This window comes from Streptomyces sp. NPDC029122, from assembly GCF_055569445.1.
Map to the genome: position 1 here is coordinate 230,674 of NZ_JBVHWK010000004.1, position 16,986 is coordinate 247,659.

Here is a 16,986-nt window from a genome sequence, read left to right on the forward strand (position 1 = left end):
TCGGGGGAGTCCTTGTGGGCAATTGGCCGCTGCCGCTCGCGATAGCGCTCATCGGCATGACGGGCACGCTCTTCGCGCCGCTGCTGACGCAGCGGCTGGTGGGCCGGGTGCAGTCCGAGCAGTTCGAGCGGCAGGAACGGATGGCCGAGAGCCAGTGGCTGCGCGAGCAGCGGGCGTCCGAGCTGGACGTCCGCCGCGCCTGCTACGTGGCGGCCACGACCGGGTACCGGCGCTACCGGATCGAGCTGATGAACTTCCTGTGGCTCGTCCACAAGGCGCAGGTCACGGCGGACGGCCGGGCGGCCCTGGAAGACGCGCGCCAGGCGATGCACGTGGCCTTCGCGGAGGCGCAGCTGGTGGGGTCCGAGGCGGTCGTGGCCGAGCTGGACGCCACGACCGAGCGGCTCTCCGAGGCCTTCTACCTGATCCTGCGGCTGGAGGAGGGCGACCCGGCACCGGACGGCTCCTTCCAGGAGGTCAAGGCCAACCTGCTGCGGCTCGGGGAGCGGTGGAAGGGGATGCGCGCCCTGATGCGGGCCGACCTCGGGACGGACGCCCGCCTTCAGCGGGGGCGGTAGACGACCAGGGCGTCGGTGAGCGACTCGAGTACGAGCGCGGCGGGGGCCTGGGCGTACTCGCCGTCGTAGGCGAGCGGGGTGCCGGGCGGGATGTCCTCCACGCGCAGGGTGCGCAGCCGGGTGGCCACGTGGACGGGGGACCGGCTGAGGGGGCCGGCGAAGGCAGCGGCCAGCAGGCGCGGGCCGGGACGGCCGCCGCCGTGGACGACGCGCAGGTCGAGCACGCCCTCGCCGACGCCCGCCCGCCGGCGGGGGGCGGGGCCGGTGCCCTGGTAGGTGCCGTTGCCGGCGAAGAGCAGCCACGCGCTCCGGGGGCGCCCGGCCAGGGTCAGCCGTACGGGCCGCTCGGCCCGCAGCACCCGCCAGGCGGCCAGCACCGCGGCGGGCCCGCCCCCGATCCGCGGCGCCCAGCGCAGCCGGTGCCGCAGCAGCTCGGGATAGGCCCCGATGCTGAAGTTGTTCAGGAAGTACCGGGCCCCGTCCCCGCCCTCGGCGGAAACGCCCCGGGCCCCACCCGCCGCCCCGGGTCCGGAGCCGGAGGCCGTCGCAGGGCCGGACCCGGACCCGGAGCCGGACGCAGCGCCGGGATCAGACACAGGGCCAGCGTCCGATCCGGGGCCGGAGGCCGACGCAGCGCCGGGGGCCCGGTCGGCGGCGGGGGTCGGAGCGGGCCCGGGGCCCGAGGCCGTCGTGCCGGACGGGCCCGTCGCCGGGGCGGTGGCCGGGGCCGGGGTGAAGCGGCCCACCGAGACGCGGACCGCCTGGCCGGCGGTGACGGCGCGGCAGGTGTCCTCCGGGCCGGCGAGGCCGAGGTCCAGCGCGAAGTGGTTCAGGGTGCCGCCGGGGAAGACAGCCAGCGGGATCCCGGCCCGCAGGGCGGCGGTCGCGGCGGCGTTGACCGTGCCGTCGCCGCCGCACACCCCGAGCACGGTGGCCCGGGAGGCGGCGTCCGCCAGCGCGGCCTCCAGCCCGTCCCCGGCGCACTCCACGACCTCCGCCTTCGGCAGCAGCGCCCGTACGAGGTCGAGCACCTCGGACCGGGGCGTCCCCGACGAGGTGTTCGCCACGACCGTCAGCCCGGCCCCGTCCGGCAGTGCGGGCGCCCCCGCCTCCGGGCGCTCGTGGCCCGGAACGGTCCGCGCCTGCTCGGCGCCGCGCGCGATGCCGCGTACGACGAACCCGGCCGTGACCCCGAGCGCCGCGCCCGCCAGCACGTCCGACGGGTAGTGCACGCCGGTGTAGACCCGGGAGAAGGCCACCGACGCGGCCACGGGGGCCACCGCGGCCCCCCAGCCGGGAGACTCCAGGGCGAGGCCCGCGGTGAAGGCGGCGGCCGAAGCGGAGTGCCCGGACGGGAAGGAGGTCGTCCACGGCGGCACGACCGGCTGCCGCACCAGGGGCACCCCCTCCAGCAGCGGCCGGGGCCGCCGCACGGACCACTTGCCGACGGTGTTGATGGTCGCCGAGGCCAGCGCCAGCGAGGCGGCCGCGGTCAGCGCCCCCTTGCGGGCCCGCGGCGAGCCGACGACGGTGATCGCCGCCGCGGTCGCGCCCCACAGCACCCCGTGGTTCGCGGCACGCCCCAGCGCGGGCAGCGCCCGTTCGGCGCCGGGCCAGTGCCGCTGGGCCACGGCGTCGAACAGCCGCCGGTCCCAGGCCGCGAACGTGCCCCGCCAGGTCAGTTTCTGATCAGCCACGTTCCGCCTCTACCCCGGGTCGCCGGACGGAATCACCCCTCGCCTTCCTCCCCTTCCAGCGGCCGCTTGCGCAGCAGCAGGACGACCATGCCGCCCAGCACCACGAGTCCGACCGCGAGGGAGGCGATCACCGGCGTGGCCGCGGAGCTGCCGCTGGTCGCCAGCCGCTCCTCGTCCGGGGAGTCCGGCCCGGCCGAGGCCGGCTCGGCGGCCGTCGCCACCTCGGAGGTACCGGACAGCTGGCCCAGCGTTCCGACGGTGTCCGCAGGGACGGCCGGCGGCTGCGGCCAGACCGCCTTGGCGGTGGCGGCCGCCGCGGACTCGCTGGAGCCGGCCACGATCTGCGCCTCGGCCGGGATCCCGCTGGTGAAGACCCGCCCGACGGGCACCTTCGTGGAGCCGTGCACGGTCACCGAGGCCGTCCCGTCCGGGGTGCCGGCGGGCACCTCGAAGTACAGCCGGCTGCCGTTCGCCGCGGAGGCCACCGGCCGCCCCTCGGCGTCGACCACCCGCACCCCCATGGCGGTGGCGGCCGCGTCCGGGGTGACGGTCACGCTCTGCGCCCCCGTCCGGACGGTGACCGGGCCCAGCCGGGTGCCGACGGCGCCCGTCAGCGGCCCCGACACCTGGCCGGGGTCCAGTCCCAGCGAGGCCGGCGGCTCCGGCAGCCGGCCGGCCTCCCGCTGGAGGTAGTCGGCCAGCATCTCCGCCGCCGGGTCGGCCGCCTCCACCTGCGCCCCGTCGGCCAGGCGCCAGATCGCCACCTGCGTCCCGGCCGCCGCGCTCTCGGCGGTCAGCGCCGCGGCCCCGGCCGCCTTCGCCAGTCCGGCCAGGTCGTTGTGCTGCGGATAGGAGTGCTCCAGCACCCAGCGGATCCGGCCCGCCTCGGCGTTCCCGGCGAGGGGGCTGCCGCTCCAGCCGCTCTCCGTGTACCGGGCCTGGGGCTGCGCGTAGCCGGCGACCCCGACTCCGTACGTCTGGAGCATGCCGCCGCCGTCGACCCGCATCTCGTACAGCCCGGCCGGGATCTGCCGGACCGAGCCGTCCCCGGCGCGCAGGACCGCCTGCCCGTACGTCTTGAGGCCGTCGAGCACGGCGCTCGCGCCCCCGGCCCCCCGTCCGGCGGCGGCCGGGCCGGAGTCCGCCGCGGCGCGGGCGCCGGGTGCGGCGGTGAGGGCCGCGGCCAGCAGGGCCGCCGCCAGCGGCCGGCGCACGGAGCCCCGTACCCCACCCGCTGCGGCTCCGGCGGCGGCCGTGGCGGGGCCGGCGGCGGCACCGGCTGGAAGCGGAACCTGAGGCCCGTCCGGTCCGGCCGCGGGTGGGACGGTGGGCGCGGAGGCCGGTTCGCCCGCCGGCGCGGTGGACGCCGCGCGGGATGCGGAGGATGCGGAGGATGCGGGAACAGCAATCGGCACAGTTCTCCCCTTCGGGCCGAAGACCAAGGTGCCCGTGAGTACCGGGGAATCCTAGCCGCCTCGAACACTCAGACCACCGCCGCCTTCTGAGGGCCCATCAGTGGCGTGTCCGTCCTGACGACCCTGCGGAAGGCCGCCGTTCCGCGGTTGAGGTCGTGTCCGACGGCGATCGCGTCGATGTCCGCCGAGAACCAGCGGACGCCCTCGCCGTCGGGCGGGTCCTCCCGGACCCGCAGACGCCCGTGGACCACCAGCGGTTCCCCCACCGAGACGGAACTGGCCAGATTGACCGCCAGCACCCGGCGCGCCCACACGGTGTAGAAGCTGGTGGGGGCGTCCGTCCAGGTGTCGGTGCGCCGGTCGAAGTACCGGGGCGTCACAGCGAAGCGGAATCTCGCGGACGGCCCTGTCACCGTCTCCTTGAAGTCGATCTGGGTCGCCACGTGCCCCACCAGCGTCACCAGGGTGTCGTTCATCCCGGCAGCCTCCCCCGCGCTCCGTACCCGTGCGGACCATCCGCACGAGGTACGACCATGCTGGCCGCGGGCCCCGCTCCCCCGCTCCGGCCTGTGGATTACTGGCGTGTTGTGGACAACTTCGTCCCCCCTGCGGCAACCGTCGCGTACTGCTCGCGCACCTCGCGGTAGCGCAGCAGCTCCGCCGCCACCGGTTCCAGCACCCGGGCCCGGCCGCAGCCGGCCGCCGCCTGCCGCAGCCGCCGTTCCGCGTCCTGGCCGTACCTGCGCGCCGGCCCCCGGGCGGCGATCGAGCAGGCCCACTCCACCAGTGGCCCGCCGACGATGCCCGCCACCATGAACAGCACGGGCGGCAGCAGCTTCGGCTCCAGGACCCCGACGATCTGCCCGACCAGCCACAGTCCGCCGAAGATCTGCACCAGCGTCATGGCCGCCTGCGCCAGCACCGCGACGGGCCACCACGCGGGCCTCGGCGGCTTGGCGCCGGGTACCGCGACGGCCGCGCCCAGGGTCACCGCCAGCTCGTCCAGGGCCTCCGGAAGCCGCTCGGCGCCGCGTACCGCGGTCTCCCGTACGGCCTGCGCCCAGGGGTCGGGCAGCCCGACGACCGCCTCGTCCGCGACGGTGCGCACCGCCTGTTCCACCCGCTGGCGGGCGGTCACCTCCTCCTCGGGGGGCCCGGCGGCGGACGCGCCGGGGGTGCGGCCCTTCGCCGACATGACGGCCAGGGACGCGAGCGAGCGCGGGGCGCGCCTGCTCTCGTACCAGCGCCACAGCCGCAGCCAGGGCGTGCCGCAGGCCTTGCCGGCGTTGCGCCGCCAGGCCCGCTCGGCGGCGAGACCGGCCGCGTACGCCCCGACCGCCTCGGCGAGCCGGTCCTCGAACTCGGCGCGCGCCGCCTCGCCGATCTCGGGCCCGGAGGGTCCGGAGTGCCCGTCCGCCACGTACAGCGGCCGCAGGCGTACGGCGGCCCGGTCCACATCGGCGCAGATCCGGCGGGTCGCGGCGCCCCTCTCCTGGGTGAACTGTCCGAGGAGCTCGCGGAGTTCCCCGACCCCTTCACCCGTCAGGGCGGACAGTCCGAGCACGGTGGCCCCGGGCTCACCGTGCTCGCCGAGGGCGATGCCGTCGTCGTCCAGCAGCCGCCGCAGGTCGTCCAGGACGAGGTCGGCGGCTTCGCCGGGCAGCCGGTCCACCTGGTTCAGCACGACGAAGGTCACTTCGGCGTGCCCGGCCAGCGGCCGCAGGTACCGCTCGTGCAGGACGGCATCCGCGTACTTCTCCGGGTCCACCACCCACACCACGGCGTCGACCAGCGCCAGCACCCGGTCGACGTGCTCCCGGTGCGCGCCGACCGCCGAGTCCAGGTCGGGCAGGTCGACGAGGACCAGGCCGCGCAGCGCCCCGGCCTCCGAGGTCTCGCGGGGGCGGCGGCGCAGCCGCCCCGGGATCTCCAGCCGGTCGAGCAGGCCCGCGGCGCCGTCGGACCAGCTGCAGGCGATGGGCGCGGCGGTGGTCGGCCGGCGCAGTCCGGTTTCGGAGATCTGCACTCCGGCGAGTGAATTGAAGAGCGTGGACTTGCCGCTTCCGGTGGCTCCGGCGATGGCGACGACCGTGTGCTGCGGGGACAGGCCCCGGCGCGCGGCCGCCTCGTCCAGCACCCGGCCGGCCTCGGCGAGGGTCTTGCCGTCGAGGCGGGTCCGGGACAGTCCGACCAGCTGGCGCAGGGCGTCCAGGCGCGTCCGCAGGGCCTGGGCCTCGGGGCTGAGCGGGGGCGAGGGTGCCTTGCCCCCGTCGCTGCCGGCGCCGGAGACGGCCCGTACGAGCGCCTCGTCCCCGTGGCCGTCGCGATCGCCATCGGCGTGCCTGGCGCGCCCTCCGTCCGCGCCCCCGTCGTCCTCGTCCTCGTCCTCGTCGAGGTCGTTGGCGAGGAGCGCGGCGTCGAGGAGGGCGTCGTCGATGAGGGCGTCACCGGCCTGGGGACCGGAGCCGCGCAGGCCTCCCTTCCGGGAGTTCCGGGGGCGCGAGCGTGCGATGAACCCGTCGTCCCACCGGTCACCGGCGTGGTCGCGGTCGGTCACGGCGGTCACCGCGTCACCTCTCCTTCTGCAGTACGGACAGCGCGGCGATCAGCTCGGCCTGTGGTTCGGGGGTGACTTCGAGTGCCTGGAGGGGGGCGAGCCTGCGGTCCCGCTCGGCGCGCAGGACCTGGTCGAGGTGGTCGCCGACCAGTTCGCCGCCCCGGTCGCGCAGGCGTACGGCGGCCTGTACGCCGATCCGCTCGGCGAGCTTCTCCCCCGCCGGCCGGGCCCGTTTGCCGCCGAGGAGGGCGGCGACGAGGAGGGCGGCGACCCCGTCGGGGTCGGGCGCGGGCTGCTTGTCGAGCTTGGCGACCTCCTCCTCGGCGAGCTCCTCCAGCACGCGCCGCCAGCGGCGTACGGCCATGCCGATACGTTCCGCCGCCTCCCGGTCGGGGCCGGGCAGCGGCACCGCCCCGGAGGCCGGCTCGCGCCGCCAGACCTCGGCGATCCGCTCGTCGGCGGCGGCGACGGCGCACTGGAGCAGGGCGGCGAGGGATTCCGCGAGGGAGTCGAGGAGTTCGTCGGCACTGGTGTCGAGGGGGTAGCCGCGCCACCGGGTGAGGGCGTCACCGGCGAGGACGGCGCCCTTGTCGAGGCGGTTGCGGACCCGCTTGCCCTCCTGCCGGTACGCGTCCTCGACGGCGGTGGTGAGCCGGACGGCGGCGGCGTGCTGGGCGGCGACGGCGGAGGCCAGCTCCGGCATGCGGCGCTTGAGGGAGTCGAGCGCGCCGAGGGCGGTCCGGCCGACGGCGTACTGGCGGGCGGCGGGGTCGTGGACGTGATGGGTGAGCCAGGCGAGCAGCGGGGCGACGGCACTGGCCGGCAGCAGCCCGCCGCCACCGGTCGACTCGGGCAGCTCCGGCACCGTGAACCGGGGCACGTCGCCCAGCCCGGCCCGGGTGAGCAGCGCCCCGTACTGGCGCGAGACCTCGGCGAGCACCTGGTGCGGGACCCGGTCGAGGACGGTGACCAGGGTGGCGTTGTACTGCTTGGCGGTGCGCAGCAGGTGCCAGGGGACGGCGTCGGCGTACCGCGAGGCGGTGGTGACCATGACCCAGACGTCGGCGGCGCAGATCAGCTCGGCGGCGAGGGTCCGGTTCTCGACGACGAGGGAGTCGATGTCGGGGGCGTCGAGGACGGCGAGGCCTCGCGGCAGGGTGGAGACGGTCTCGATCCGCAGCTCGCGGGTCGAGGCGGGGTGCCCCGGTGCGCGCTCGGGCTTCTTCCTGGAGGCGGGGACCAGCTCCTCGTCCGACTGGGGCGCCCAGACGCGCATGAGGTCGGGGAGGATCCGCATCCCGGCGAACCAGTGGTGGTCGTCCGGGTGGCAGACGAGCACCGGCGTGCGGGTGGTGGGGCGCAGCACTCCGGCTTCGCTGACCTGCCGGCCGACGAGGGAGTTGACGAGGGTGGACTTACCGGCCCCGGTGGAACCGCCGATGACGGCGAGGAGCGGCGCCTCGGGCGACTTCAGCCGGGGGACGAGGTAGTCGTCGAGCTGCGCGAGCAGCTCGGCTCTGGTCTGGCGGGCGCGTGGGGCGCCGGGCAGGGGCAGCGGCAGACGCACGGACGCGACCCGGTCGCGCAGGGCGGACAGGGCATCGAGCAGCTGAGGCCGAACATCCAAGGTCACCACATGCGAAGAATGCCCAATTTGGGACCATTTTTGAAGCTTATACGCCCTCTGCGCGCCGACCGCGACTCCAGAGGGACATCATGGACACCGCGGACGAGTGGGACGCAGGCATAACGAGTGCACAACACCCAGGCCGACGCGGCGTAAAAGCGATGCGCGAATCGCACCTGCCTGCGATTATCGGGACCGCTTCACCGAACCTCCACAACGTGGCACGCGGGTGAAGCAACCGGGACAAGGCGACCGGAGCCCTATCCTTGACCCGGCACGGACCGCAGTCCCACCCCCACCAGGGGGCTCCAGGCCAACACGGTCACCTTCCGGCCCCCGTAGCTCAGTGGATAGAGCAGGCGCCTTCTAAGCGCTTGGCCGCAGGTTCGAGTCCTGCCGGGGGCACCACCGAAGCATCGCCACCTCGGCGATGCTTCCGCAGGTCGGACGGCGTGCATCCGACCATCCGGAGGATCGGAACCCTCCCCCCTCGCACCTGGGCCGAGTGCGGCCGTCGTGGCGAGAACCGGGCCTCACGTCGCTACCTTCGGAAGGTCTTGGCTGCTTTCCACCCGTTTGAGGCAGCCGTCGGGCTGCCGCCCCGCTCGTGACGCGGAACGGGGACGACGCGCCCGGCGCGGGGTATCGACGCCGTCCTTTGCGCACCGGTCCGGTGTGCCCGCTCTCCTGTCCTCTCCCACCGGCGTTGTCAGCGCTACGGCTAGCGTTCATTCCCTTCCCCGGAGCCGGGGGTGAGGGATGAGCGTGGGAGCCCAGACAGCCAGTACGAAGAGCTAGGGGCAGGGCTCCTCGGTCTTGGCGACGGTGAAGGTCAGGGGCTGGCCGGTGAGCGCGGCGCCGGCCTTCGGGTCCTGCGTGCAGACCTTCCAGTTCGACTCCTGGAGGACCACGCGGCTCTGCACCGCGTCCTTCACGGTGATGCTCGCATTGGACGGGAGCGCGGAGCGGACGGCCTTCATGCCCTGGCCGACGAAGTTCGGCATGACGTCGCCCGCGGGCTTCGGGGCGGGCGCGTCCGTGGCGGGACAGGTTTCTTCGAGCTTGACCGCGCCGAAGTCCACAGCGGTCTTGGTGTCGAGGCCCGCAGCCGGCCCTGGGGTCTGGCTGCACACCTTCCAGTTCCGGTCGAGAGCCTGGAGCCGCTCGCGGCCGAGGGCGTCGTGCGACGAGAGGACGAAGAAGCCGGCCCGCTGCGCTTCGTCCTGGGCTGTCTGGAGGCCCTTGCCGACGAGGTCGGGCAGCGTGGCTGTTTTGGCTGAGGGGGCCGGGCCGGACGCCGCCGGGGTGGTAGCCGGGGCGCTGGGCGTTGCGGGCTTCCCGCTGTCGGCGACCTGCGGGTCGCACGCGGTGAGGGTGAGGACGCTCGCGGCAGCCAGGAGGGTGATGGTGCGGTGTGTGCGCATCGAGCCATGTTGGCGGGGCTCGGGTGGCTGCGTGGGCGTTGTGATCTGTCTGTGACGCAGGAAGGCCCGTGCTGTGGTGGTCCTGTCTCGGCGAGGGGACGGACTTGGACCCTCCGGCAGGCCGTGTTCTACTCACGGGCCGTCGGCGCGGGCCCGTGGGCTCCGGCAGAGGGCCGCTACGGGTGGTCCGTCGAACCCGCGCCATGGGCTTGGGAATCACCCGGTACTTGGGCCGTCCCCGTACCGGATACCGGCTCCGCGCCTTCTTCGCCACGCTCTACTACGCAGGCCTCCGCCCGGAGGAGGCCGTAGCCCTCCGTGTTACCGACGCGACGCTCCCGGAGGCCGGCTGGGGGAGCTTCTCGCTCACACGGCCGAGCCGGAGGTCGGCAGTCAGTGGAGAGACGACGGCGAGGTCCACGAGAGCCGTCATCTGAAGGGCCAGCCGTTGGCGATACCTGAGAAAGCCCTCCGCGAGGGAGGGCTTGAGGGTGGTGGAGAAAGAGTGCCCCCGGCAGGACTCGACCCTGCGGCCACGTGCTTGGAAGGCGCCTGCTCCATCCGGGCCGTCCCGCCCGACGGGGGTTCGTTCGGGCGGGACGGTGTCAGGGGCTTCGCCCGGCGCGGGGGGGGCGCGGGGGGTCAGGAGGCCGGGGCCGGCTCGGTCAGGGTCGGCTCGGTCTGTGTCGAGTCGGAGGGGGCCGAGTCGGCGGGGGCGTCCTGGGGGGAGACGCCGAAGGCCTTGACCGCCTGGTAGTACGTCCAGGCCGTGCTGTCGCAGGAGCCCTTCTTGACGCCCGAGTACTGAGAGCAGACCCGCTTCAGGTCGGCGTAGAAGGCGTCGTCCAGCCGGGGCTTGTTGGCCGGGAACGTGCCGGCCGCCTTGTAGTTGCGGTAGCCGAAGTCGTGGCGGGCGCAGGCCGTCTGGAAGGGGAAGCCGAAGGGGTTGTCGGGGGACGAGGAGCAGTAGTCCGTCGACCAGTCGAAGGCGTACGCGGCCCAACTGCCCTGGTTGGCGCGCGCCGCGACCCAGGCGTTGTAGCTGGAGACGCTCGTCTGCGTCCAGCCGCTCAGGATCTGCGGCTTGTCCGCCGGGACCGCGGAGGCCGGGGTGGCGAGGGCCAGCAGGCCTGCGGACGCGACAGCGAGCAGGGGGACGAGACGGCGACGCATGGCAATCCTCCGAGTGGGGGCGGCGGGGCGAGCGGGCGACGGGGCCGCCCGGTCAACTCCCGGTGCGGCGACGGGTTCCACCCTCGGAGCAGGCCATATCCCCGGTCCCTACCGCCCCTATAACGCGACGCGGAGGCGTACGTGTCGGCGAGCGGTGCGTGGGCCACGCCCTTCTCAGGTATGACTCCGTATCCGCCCTGCGGCAGATCCGAAATCGATACCGGGGAGGGACGCGCGAACGGGCCCCGACGCGAACACTTATGGGTATGAACCGCCGTCCGCTCGTCATCGCCGCCGCCGTCGCGGGAGTCCTCGCACTGGCCGCCTTCGCGCTGCCCAACCTGCCGCCCAACCCGGTCACCGACGCCCTGGAGAAGCAGGTCCTGCGGGAGAAGGGCAAGCGCTACGCCAGCGCCGCCGACGCGCCGAAGCGGGGCGACCGGGCGTTCGTCCTGCCCAGTTGGATACCGCGGGACGCCACCGACATACGGATCCGCGCGCGCGGCGACGGCGCCCGGCTGATCCGGTTCACCCTCGGCAAGACGCCGCTCGACGGCCCGCAGTGCGCCGCCGCGGCGCGGAAGAAGCCCGGCGGCCCCCGTCTGGACGCCCGTTGGTGGCCTGGCGGCACCCGGGGCGAGGAACGCCCCGAGTGCCGGGACCGCTACCAGTACCAGGTCTCGGTGCGCGGCCGTGAGGTCTACGCCTGGACCGACGGGACGCCCTCCCCGGGAGCGCGCATACCGGGCGCCAGCCCGAACGGCGCCCCCGCCGTCACCCCCGGCGGCATACCCGCGGGGTCCCCCGCCGGGTAACGGGACGGCTCAGACCGCGTTCCGCGCGAGGACGGCCGCCGTGGCCCGCACGAAGCCCTCCGGGTTGTCGAGCATGATGTTGTGCCCGCTGTCCGGTACGGCCACCACGGTGACGCCGGCCGCCTCCAGGGCGTCGGTCCCGGCGAGCGTTCCGTCCTCCTCCGGGAAGAGGAAACCTCGCGGGATCTTCAGCTCCAGCAGCAGCTCCCGCATGGTGGGCGTGGTGCCCGCGGCCAGGTTCACGGCGCTGCGGTACAGGGCGGTACGGCCGGCCAGCCGCATGGTCGACCACCAGTGCGCGCTGACCCGGTCGCGGACCTCCGCCCAGCCGCCGGCCAGGAACTCCTCCTCCGTGTAGGAGGCGATACCGCTGCTGCCGGCCGTGGCCGGGCGGGGCGGGACCGGGTCCAGGTTGGCGTCGACCAGGACCAGGCGGGAGACCAGGTGGGGGTGCCGGGCGGCCAGCACGATGGCCACCGCTCCGCCCATGCTGTGGGCGATCACCTCGGCGCCCTCGGCGCCGGCCGCGGTCAGGGCCTGCGCCACCGCGTCGGCGTGTGCCTCCAGGGTGTACGAGAACGCCTCGGGCCGGTCGCTGTGGCCGTGCCCCAGCAGGTCGAGAAGCAGCGAGCGCCGCCCGGCCAGCAGCGGGTGCACGACGCTGGCGGCGAAGTAGGCGGGGGAGGTGGAGCCGAGCCCGTGCAGGTAGACGCGGGGGGCCTCCTCTCCCGGCAGTTCGACCCAGCGGATCCGGTCGCCTTCCGGCGTCACGACGGCATTGTGCACGGTGTGTTCCCCCTGGAGTGGTGCTCGGCAAGTCGGGCACGAGGATAACCAGGGCCCCAACTGCCTCGTCTACGCTCGTCGGATGAGTCAGTACGTCAACCAGCTCGACGGCGCCGTCCCCCTGACGGGCCCACCCCCGGCGGGCTCCGCCGTGGCGGTGTGGGCCTTGGACACCACGCGCGAGGTGATCGGCGGTCACCGGGCCGACGAGGCGCGGGCGCTGCTCGACGCGGCCGAACGTGAGCGGGCGGAACGGCTGCTGCGCCCGGCCGACCGGCGCAGCTACCTGGCCTCGCACCTGGGGCTGCGGGTGCTGCTCGGCGGGTTCCTCGGTCTGTCACCGGAGAAGGTCGAACTGGTCCGCGAGGACTGCCCGGGCTGCGGGCAGCCGCACGGCCGTCCGGCCGTGGCCGGGGGTGCGGTGCGCTTCTCCCTGTCCCACAGCGACGACCTGGCCTATTTCGCCTTCGCGGGGGTACCGGTGGGCGTCGACGTGGAGGGCCTGCCGACGGCGAGCGCGGTGGCCGATGTCCTGAGCAGCCTGCACCCGGTGGAGTCGGCCGAGATCAACGCGCTCCCCGAGGCGGAGCGGCAGGCGGCGCTGGCCCGGGTGTGGGCCCGCAAGGAGGCCTGCCTCAAGGGGACCGGCATGGGGGTCGCCCTCGGCCTGACCGAGCCCTACGTGGGTTCGGGGCCCGCCCCGGCCCCGGTCCCGGGCTGGACCCTGCGCGACCTCCCCGCCCCGAACGCCTACGCCGCCGCCCTCGCCGTCCGCGCCACCTGAGCGGGGGCCGCGCCACCCGGGCCGGGCATTGGCCCCTTCGGTGGCGTGTCGGAGGGCCACTCGGCGCACCCTCCGCGCGGCGCCACCCGGGCTGGCCGAGCATCGGCCGCATGACCGCCATGACCGCGCTGCTCCCGGCCGCCGCCCTCCTGGCGGCGGCCTCCGTCCTGCCGCCGCACCCCGCCCCCGCCCCCGCCCCCGCCGCCACCGTCGTCGGCGGCGGCGCGGTCGGCGATGCCCCCACCTCGCCGTACGTCGTCACCCTGAAGGACACCACCTCCCGCGCCCCGACCCGCGCCCTTGCCGCCGAGGCGGCGCGGTCGGGGGACGAGGTGGGGGCGGTCTACGAAGCCGCCCTCAACGGTTTCGCGGTCCGCACCACGGCCGCCCGCGCCGCCGTCCTCGCCGCCGATCCCCGGGTGGCGGCCGTGGAGCCGGACGCGCCGTTCCGGATCTCCGGTACGGCGTCCCCTCTCCGACCCCCGGCCGGCGTCCCCCACCCCCCGGCCGTCCCCGTCCCGGTCCCGGCGCCCCCGACCGCACCGGCCGTCCCCGAGCCCCTCCCCACCCCCTCTCCGGCCCTCCCCGACCCGACCCCCGACCCCACCCCCGCGGAGGCCCCCGCCGCCCAGACCCAGCGGCCGGCCCCCTGGGCACTGGACCGGATCGACCAGCGCGAGCTGCCGCTCGACGGTTCGTACACGTACGCCGGCAACAAGGGCCGGGGCGTCACCGTCTACGTGCTCGACACCGGGATCAACACCCTCCACCAGGAGTTCGGCGGCCGCGCCCGCAACGGCTACAGCGGGATGCTCCTGGGGAGCTCCCAGGACTGCAACGGCCACGGCACACATGTCGCCGCCACCGTCGGCGGCGCGACGTACGGGGTCGCGAAGGGCGTCTCCCTGGTCGGGGTGAAGGTCGCCGACTGCCGGGGCGACGGGAGCCTTTCGGTGATCCTGCGCGGCCTCGACTGGATGGTGAAGGACCACCTGCGGAACCCCGCCCGGGGCCCTGCCGTCGCCAACATGAGCATGGGCGGCAGCCGCAGCCACTCCATGGAGGCGGCGGTCATCCGCGCGGTGGCCTCCGGGATCACCTTCACCGTGGCCGCCGGCAACGAGGCCAGGGACGCCTGCGCCGGTTCCCCGGCCGCCGTCCCGCAGGCGCTCACGGTCGGCGCGACCGACGGGGCGGACCGGCGTCCGGCCTTCTCCAACCACGGCCGCTGCGTGGACCTCTCGGCGCCGGGGCTGGCCGTCACCTCGGCCTGGAAGGACTCCCCCACCGCCCTCGCACGGTCCTCGGGGACCTCCATGGCCGCCCCGCACGTCGCGGGTGCCGCCGCGCTGCTCCTGGCGAACGGCAGGGCCAGGACCCCCGAGGAAGTCGGCCGGATCCTCCTCCGCGACGCCGTCCGGGACAAGGTGACGAACCTGCCCGCCGGGACCCCGAACCTGCTCCTGCACCTCCCCGCGGAACGCTGAAGGGAAAACGCACCGGAGTCACGGACCGGCCGCTGCCCGATGTCCCGTCAGACCCGGTCTGATGGGACATCGATGTCTGTGCCCTTCGGGCGAAAGCAAGGCATTGACTTCTCGGCACCGCGACGCGTCAATGACGGCCATCCGCACCGGCTCGGCCTTCCCCGCACAGCGGGTGGGGGGAAGGGTTCGTCATGACGAAGGAGTCGCGACCCTGTGAGTACGAGAACGCTCAGACGAAGAGTGCTGGCCGGGGCGGGCGCCCTGTCCCTGGCCCTGACGGGCGGCGTCGTGGCCCTGACGGGGCCGGCGCAGGCCGCGACGAAGACCACTCCCGTGCCGGTGAAGTGCGTCGCGCCCGCGCCCCAGCCGGGTGCCAACGGCAACCAGGACTACACGGTCACGGTGCCGGACACCGCCAAGGCGGGCGAGACCGTACCGATCACCATCGATCCCGGCGAGACGCCGGTGATCCCGATGTTCACCATCGACACGGTCAACACCATCAAGGCGAAGCTGCTGGTCGGCGGGGTCGCGCAGACGGTCACCAGCCCGGCGACCCCCAGCCGTCAGGAAGCCGGCAAGAAGTCCGACCCGCCCGCGTTCAGCGGCACCGTCAAGATCCCTGACGGCACGGAGGGCACCGCGGTCCAGATCACCATCGACCAGGTGGTCACGGACGCCGACCTCGGCGGCACGGTCTACACGACGACCTGTACGCCGGACCCGCGCCCCAGCGCCCCCGTCGCCTCGATCGCCGTCGAGGCCCTGCCGAAGGACCCGGTCACCACCAGGCTGACGCCCAACAGCGGCAAGGCCGGCACCTCGGTCGTCGCCACCGGCGCCAACTTCCCGGCCGGCCCGGTCACCTGCTCCGCCCTGCTCGCCGGTGCGCCGACGGGTGACACCGGCACGGGGACGGCGGACGCGTCCGGGGCCGCCACCTGCACCGTCACCGTCACCAAGAAGGCCGACACGATCAGGATCGACGGCTCGGCAGCCCCGTTCAAGCCGTTCGTCTTCATCGAGGAACAGGCGGGCGTGCAGAACCCGGTGGACATCGAAGTACTGCCCGGTCCGCTGGCCCTCGGCCCGAAGGACGGCCAGCCGGCCGTCAGTTTCGGACCGGTGACCATCAACGGCAAGGCCCAGTCGGTGTTCGGCGCGTTCAACGCCGCGACCGTCCAGGACTTCCGCGGCGGCAGCCTCGGCTGGGACGTGACGGCGACCCGTACGCCGTTCCTGAACCAGGCGACGGGCCACTCGCTGGCGAAGGCCCAGCTCGGCATCCAGCCGTCCTGCACCGTGACCAACCCGGACAGCCCGAGCACCTGCACGGCCGGCGCCCCGGGCGCGATCTCGGACACGCCGATGAAGGTCGCCTCCCAGGCGGCCGGCGGTGAGGAGCTGACCGGCGGCGAATTCGCCGTGGGCGGCGCGGCGGTGATCCAGCTGCCGCCGTTCATGTTCGCGGACACCTACCGGTCCGTCGTGACCTTCTCCATCGCCTGACGGACGGTCCGAGCCGGGTGGTGCGGTGCTCCGGCGCCGCACCACCCTCCCGCGTCCCCCGCCTTTCCCCGCCTTCCCCCGCCGCGACACTGGAGATCCGCCCATGCGCCTGCGCACCGTTCTCCGCTCCCTCCTCCCAGGCCTGTGCGGTGCGCTGGTGCTTCTGCTGCCCGCCGCCCCCGCGACGGCCGCGGACAACGGCACCTGGGGGGTCTTCCCGACACCGCCCGCCGGTGCGTCGGCGACCGACCGCGCGTACTTCTTCCACCAGGGCGCGGCCGGCACCACGGTCCGCGACAGTGTGACCGTCCTGAACTCCTCCGACCGGGAGCTGACCTTCCGGGTCTTCGCCACCGACGCGGTGAACACCCCCTCGGGCGGCGCCTTCGCGCTGCTGCCCGTGCAGACGAAGCCCCAGGACGTCGGCGCCTGGGTGGCGCTGGCCCCCGAGACGGCGGCCACCGTGACCGTCCCGCCCCGGGGCCGCAAGGACATCCCCTTCACCGTCACAGTCCCCGAAGACGCCGTGCCGGGTGACCACGTGGGCGGGATCGTCGCGCTGAACACGCAGGTCGAGGGGGTGCGGGAGGAGGGCAGGGTGCAGGTCGGGGTCCAGCGGCAGGTGGGTGCCCGGCTGTACTTCCGGGTGCCCGGGCCGCTGACGCCGGGGCTGAGCGTGGAGGACGTACGGGTCACCCGGGGCGCCCCGCTGCTGCCGTGGGTCAAGGACGCCCGCGCCACCATCACGTACACGCTGGTGAACCGGGGCAACGTGGTCCTCGGGCCGACGGTGGCGGTGTCCGCCGAGGGCCTGTTCGGGCGCCGGCTGCTGGACCGGCCCGCCCGGGACCGGAAGGTCGTACTGCTGCCCGGCCAGCGGATCGAGCTGACCGAACCGTGGCCGGATTCACCCCAGCTGGACCGGGTGTCCGTCAAGGTCCGGGCGGGCGCGTCCGCCCACCCCGATCTCGCCCCGGAGGCCGGTACGGACTTCCTCGCCGTCCCCTGGCCGGCGGCGGGCGCCGCCCTGGTGCTGGCGGGGGCGGCCGTCGCCCTCCCGGTGCTGCGCCGGCGCCGCCGCACGGCCGCGGAAGAAGCGGAGAGCGAACCGGACTTGGCGCGGGCCCGCTGACC

General features: G+C 74.7%; 14 protein-coding genes and 1 tRNA gene. 7 read left to right on the top strand and 8 right to left on the bottom strand.

The window, feature by feature from the left end:
- Positions 1–14 precede the first annotated feature (14 nt).
- Positions 15–578, top strand: a complete 564-nt coding sequence (locus ACZ4WZ_RS07595) for a hypothetical protein (protein WP_467886369.1) — start codon at positions 15–17, stop codon at positions 576–578.
- On the opposite strand, the gene ACZ4WZ_RS07600 is transcribed toward ACZ4WZ_RS07595, so the two are convergent.
- From ACZ4WZ_RS07600 to ACZ4WZ_RS07620, 5 genes are all read right to left on the bottom strand, one after another.
- Positions 563–2,275 carry a phosphatase PAP2 family protein gene (locus ACZ4WZ_RS07600; protein WP_467886371.1) on the bottom strand — a complete coding sequence of 571 codons (1,713 nt, stop codon included), beginning with the start codon at positions 2,273–2,275 and terminating at the stop codon, positions 563–565. The two genes, ACZ4WZ_RS07595 and ACZ4WZ_RS07600, sit on opposite strands and share 16 nt — an antisense overlap.
- A gap of 32 nt (positions 2,276–2,307) precedes the next feature.
- Positions 2,308–3,489 carry a TQXA domain-containing protein gene (locus tag ACZ4WZ_RS07605; protein WP_467886374.1) on the bottom strand — a complete coding sequence of 394 codons (1,182 nt, stop codon included), beginning with the start codon at positions 3,487–3,489 and terminating at the stop codon, positions 2,308–2,310.
- Between the two features lie 269 nt (positions 3,490–3,758).
- On the bottom strand, positions 3,759–4,166 hold the full coding sequence (locus tag ACZ4WZ_RS07610; protein ID WP_467886376.1) for a single-stranded DNA-binding protein: 408 nt from the start codon (positions 4,164–4,166) through the stop codon (positions 3,759–3,761).
- 98 nt (positions 4,167–4,264) lie between these two features.
- On the bottom strand, positions 4,265–6,256 hold the full coding sequence (locus ACZ4WZ_RS07615) for a YfjP family GTPase (protein WP_467886379.1): 1,992 nt from the start codon (positions 6,254–6,256) through the stop codon (positions 4,265–4,267).
- A gap of 4 nt (positions 6,257–6,260) precedes the next feature.
- Positions 6,261–7,883: a dynamin family protein gene (locus ACZ4WZ_RS07620; protein ID WP_467886381.1), complete on the bottom strand. Its 1,623-nt coding sequence runs from the start codon at positions 7,881–7,883 to the stop codon at positions 6,261–6,263.
- A 323-nt stretch (positions 7,884–8,206) separates the two neighbouring features.
- On the opposite strand from ACZ4WZ_RS07620, the gene ACZ4WZ_RS07625 reads away from it, so the two are divergent.
- Positions 8,207–8,282, top strand: a tRNA-Arg gene (locus ACZ4WZ_RS07625).
- Positions 8,283–8,668: 386 nt separating this feature from the next.
- On the opposite strand, the gene ACZ4WZ_RS07630 is transcribed toward ACZ4WZ_RS07625, so the two are convergent.
- Together ACZ4WZ_RS07630 and ACZ4WZ_RS07635 are read right to left on the bottom strand one after the other, a co-directional pair.
- Positions 8,669–9,298, bottom strand: a complete 630-nt coding sequence (locus ACZ4WZ_RS07630) for a hypothetical protein (RefSeq protein ID WP_467886383.1) — start codon at positions 9,296–9,298, stop codon at positions 8,669–8,671.
- Positions 9,299–9,940: 642 nt separating this feature from the next.
- Complete coding sequence (locus tag ACZ4WZ_RS07635; protein ID WP_467886384.1) at positions 9,941–10,471, bottom strand: phospholipase; 531 nt, start codon at positions 10,469–10,471, stop codon at positions 9,941–9,943.
- Positions 10,472–10,737: 266 nt separating this feature from the next.
- Here ACZ4WZ_RS07635 and ACZ4WZ_RS07640 point away from each other — a divergent pair, with 266 nt between their 5' ends.
- Entirely contained in the window at positions 10,738–11,286 is a 549-nt protein-coding gene (locus ACZ4WZ_RS07640) for a hypothetical protein (protein ID WP_467886386.1), read from the top strand.
- Positions 11,287–11,295: 9 nt separating this feature from the next.
- Here the strand turns inward: ACZ4WZ_RS07640 and ACZ4WZ_RS07645 are convergent, their stop codons facing one another.
- The gene (locus ACZ4WZ_RS07645) at positions 11,296–12,072 is read right to left on the bottom strand and encodes an alpha/beta fold hydrolase (RefSeq protein ID WP_467886389.1); all 777 of its coding nucleotides are present in this window, start codon (positions 12,070–12,072) and stop codon (positions 11,296–11,298) included.
- A gap of 82 nt (positions 12,073–12,154) precedes the next feature.
- Between ACZ4WZ_RS07645 and ACZ4WZ_RS07650 the strand changes: the two genes are divergently transcribed.
- The 4 genes from ACZ4WZ_RS07650 to ACZ4WZ_RS07665 all read left to right on the top strand — a co-directional run bounded on the left by ACZ4WZ_RS07650 (position 12,155) and on the right by ACZ4WZ_RS07665 (position 16,984).
- A complete protein-coding gene (locus ACZ4WZ_RS07650; RefSeq protein ID WP_467886391.1) occupies positions 12,155–12,856 on the top strand; it encodes a 4'-phosphopantetheinyl transferase family protein in 702 nt (233 codons plus the stop codon).
- A 110-nt stretch (positions 12,857–12,966) separates the two neighbouring features.
- On the top strand, positions 12,967–14,343 hold the full coding sequence (locus ACZ4WZ_RS07655) for a S8 family peptidase (RefSeq protein ID WP_467886394.1): 1,377 nt from the start codon (positions 12,967–12,969) through the stop codon (positions 14,341–14,343).
- A 213-nt stretch (positions 14,344–14,556) separates the two neighbouring features.
- Positions 14,557–15,852, top strand: coding sequence for a hypothetical protein (locus tag ACZ4WZ_RS07660; protein ID WP_467886396.1), 1,296 nt, complete (start codon positions 14,557–14,559; stop codon positions 15,850–15,852).
- A gap of 103 nt (positions 15,853–15,955) precedes the next feature.
- Positions 15,956–16,984: a WxL protein peptidoglycan domain-containing protein gene (locus tag ACZ4WZ_RS07665; RefSeq protein WP_467886399.1), complete on the top strand. Its 1,029-nt coding sequence runs from the start codon at positions 15,956–15,958 to the stop codon at positions 16,982–16,984.
- The last annotated feature ends 2 nt before the right edge of the window (positions 16,985–16,986 follow it).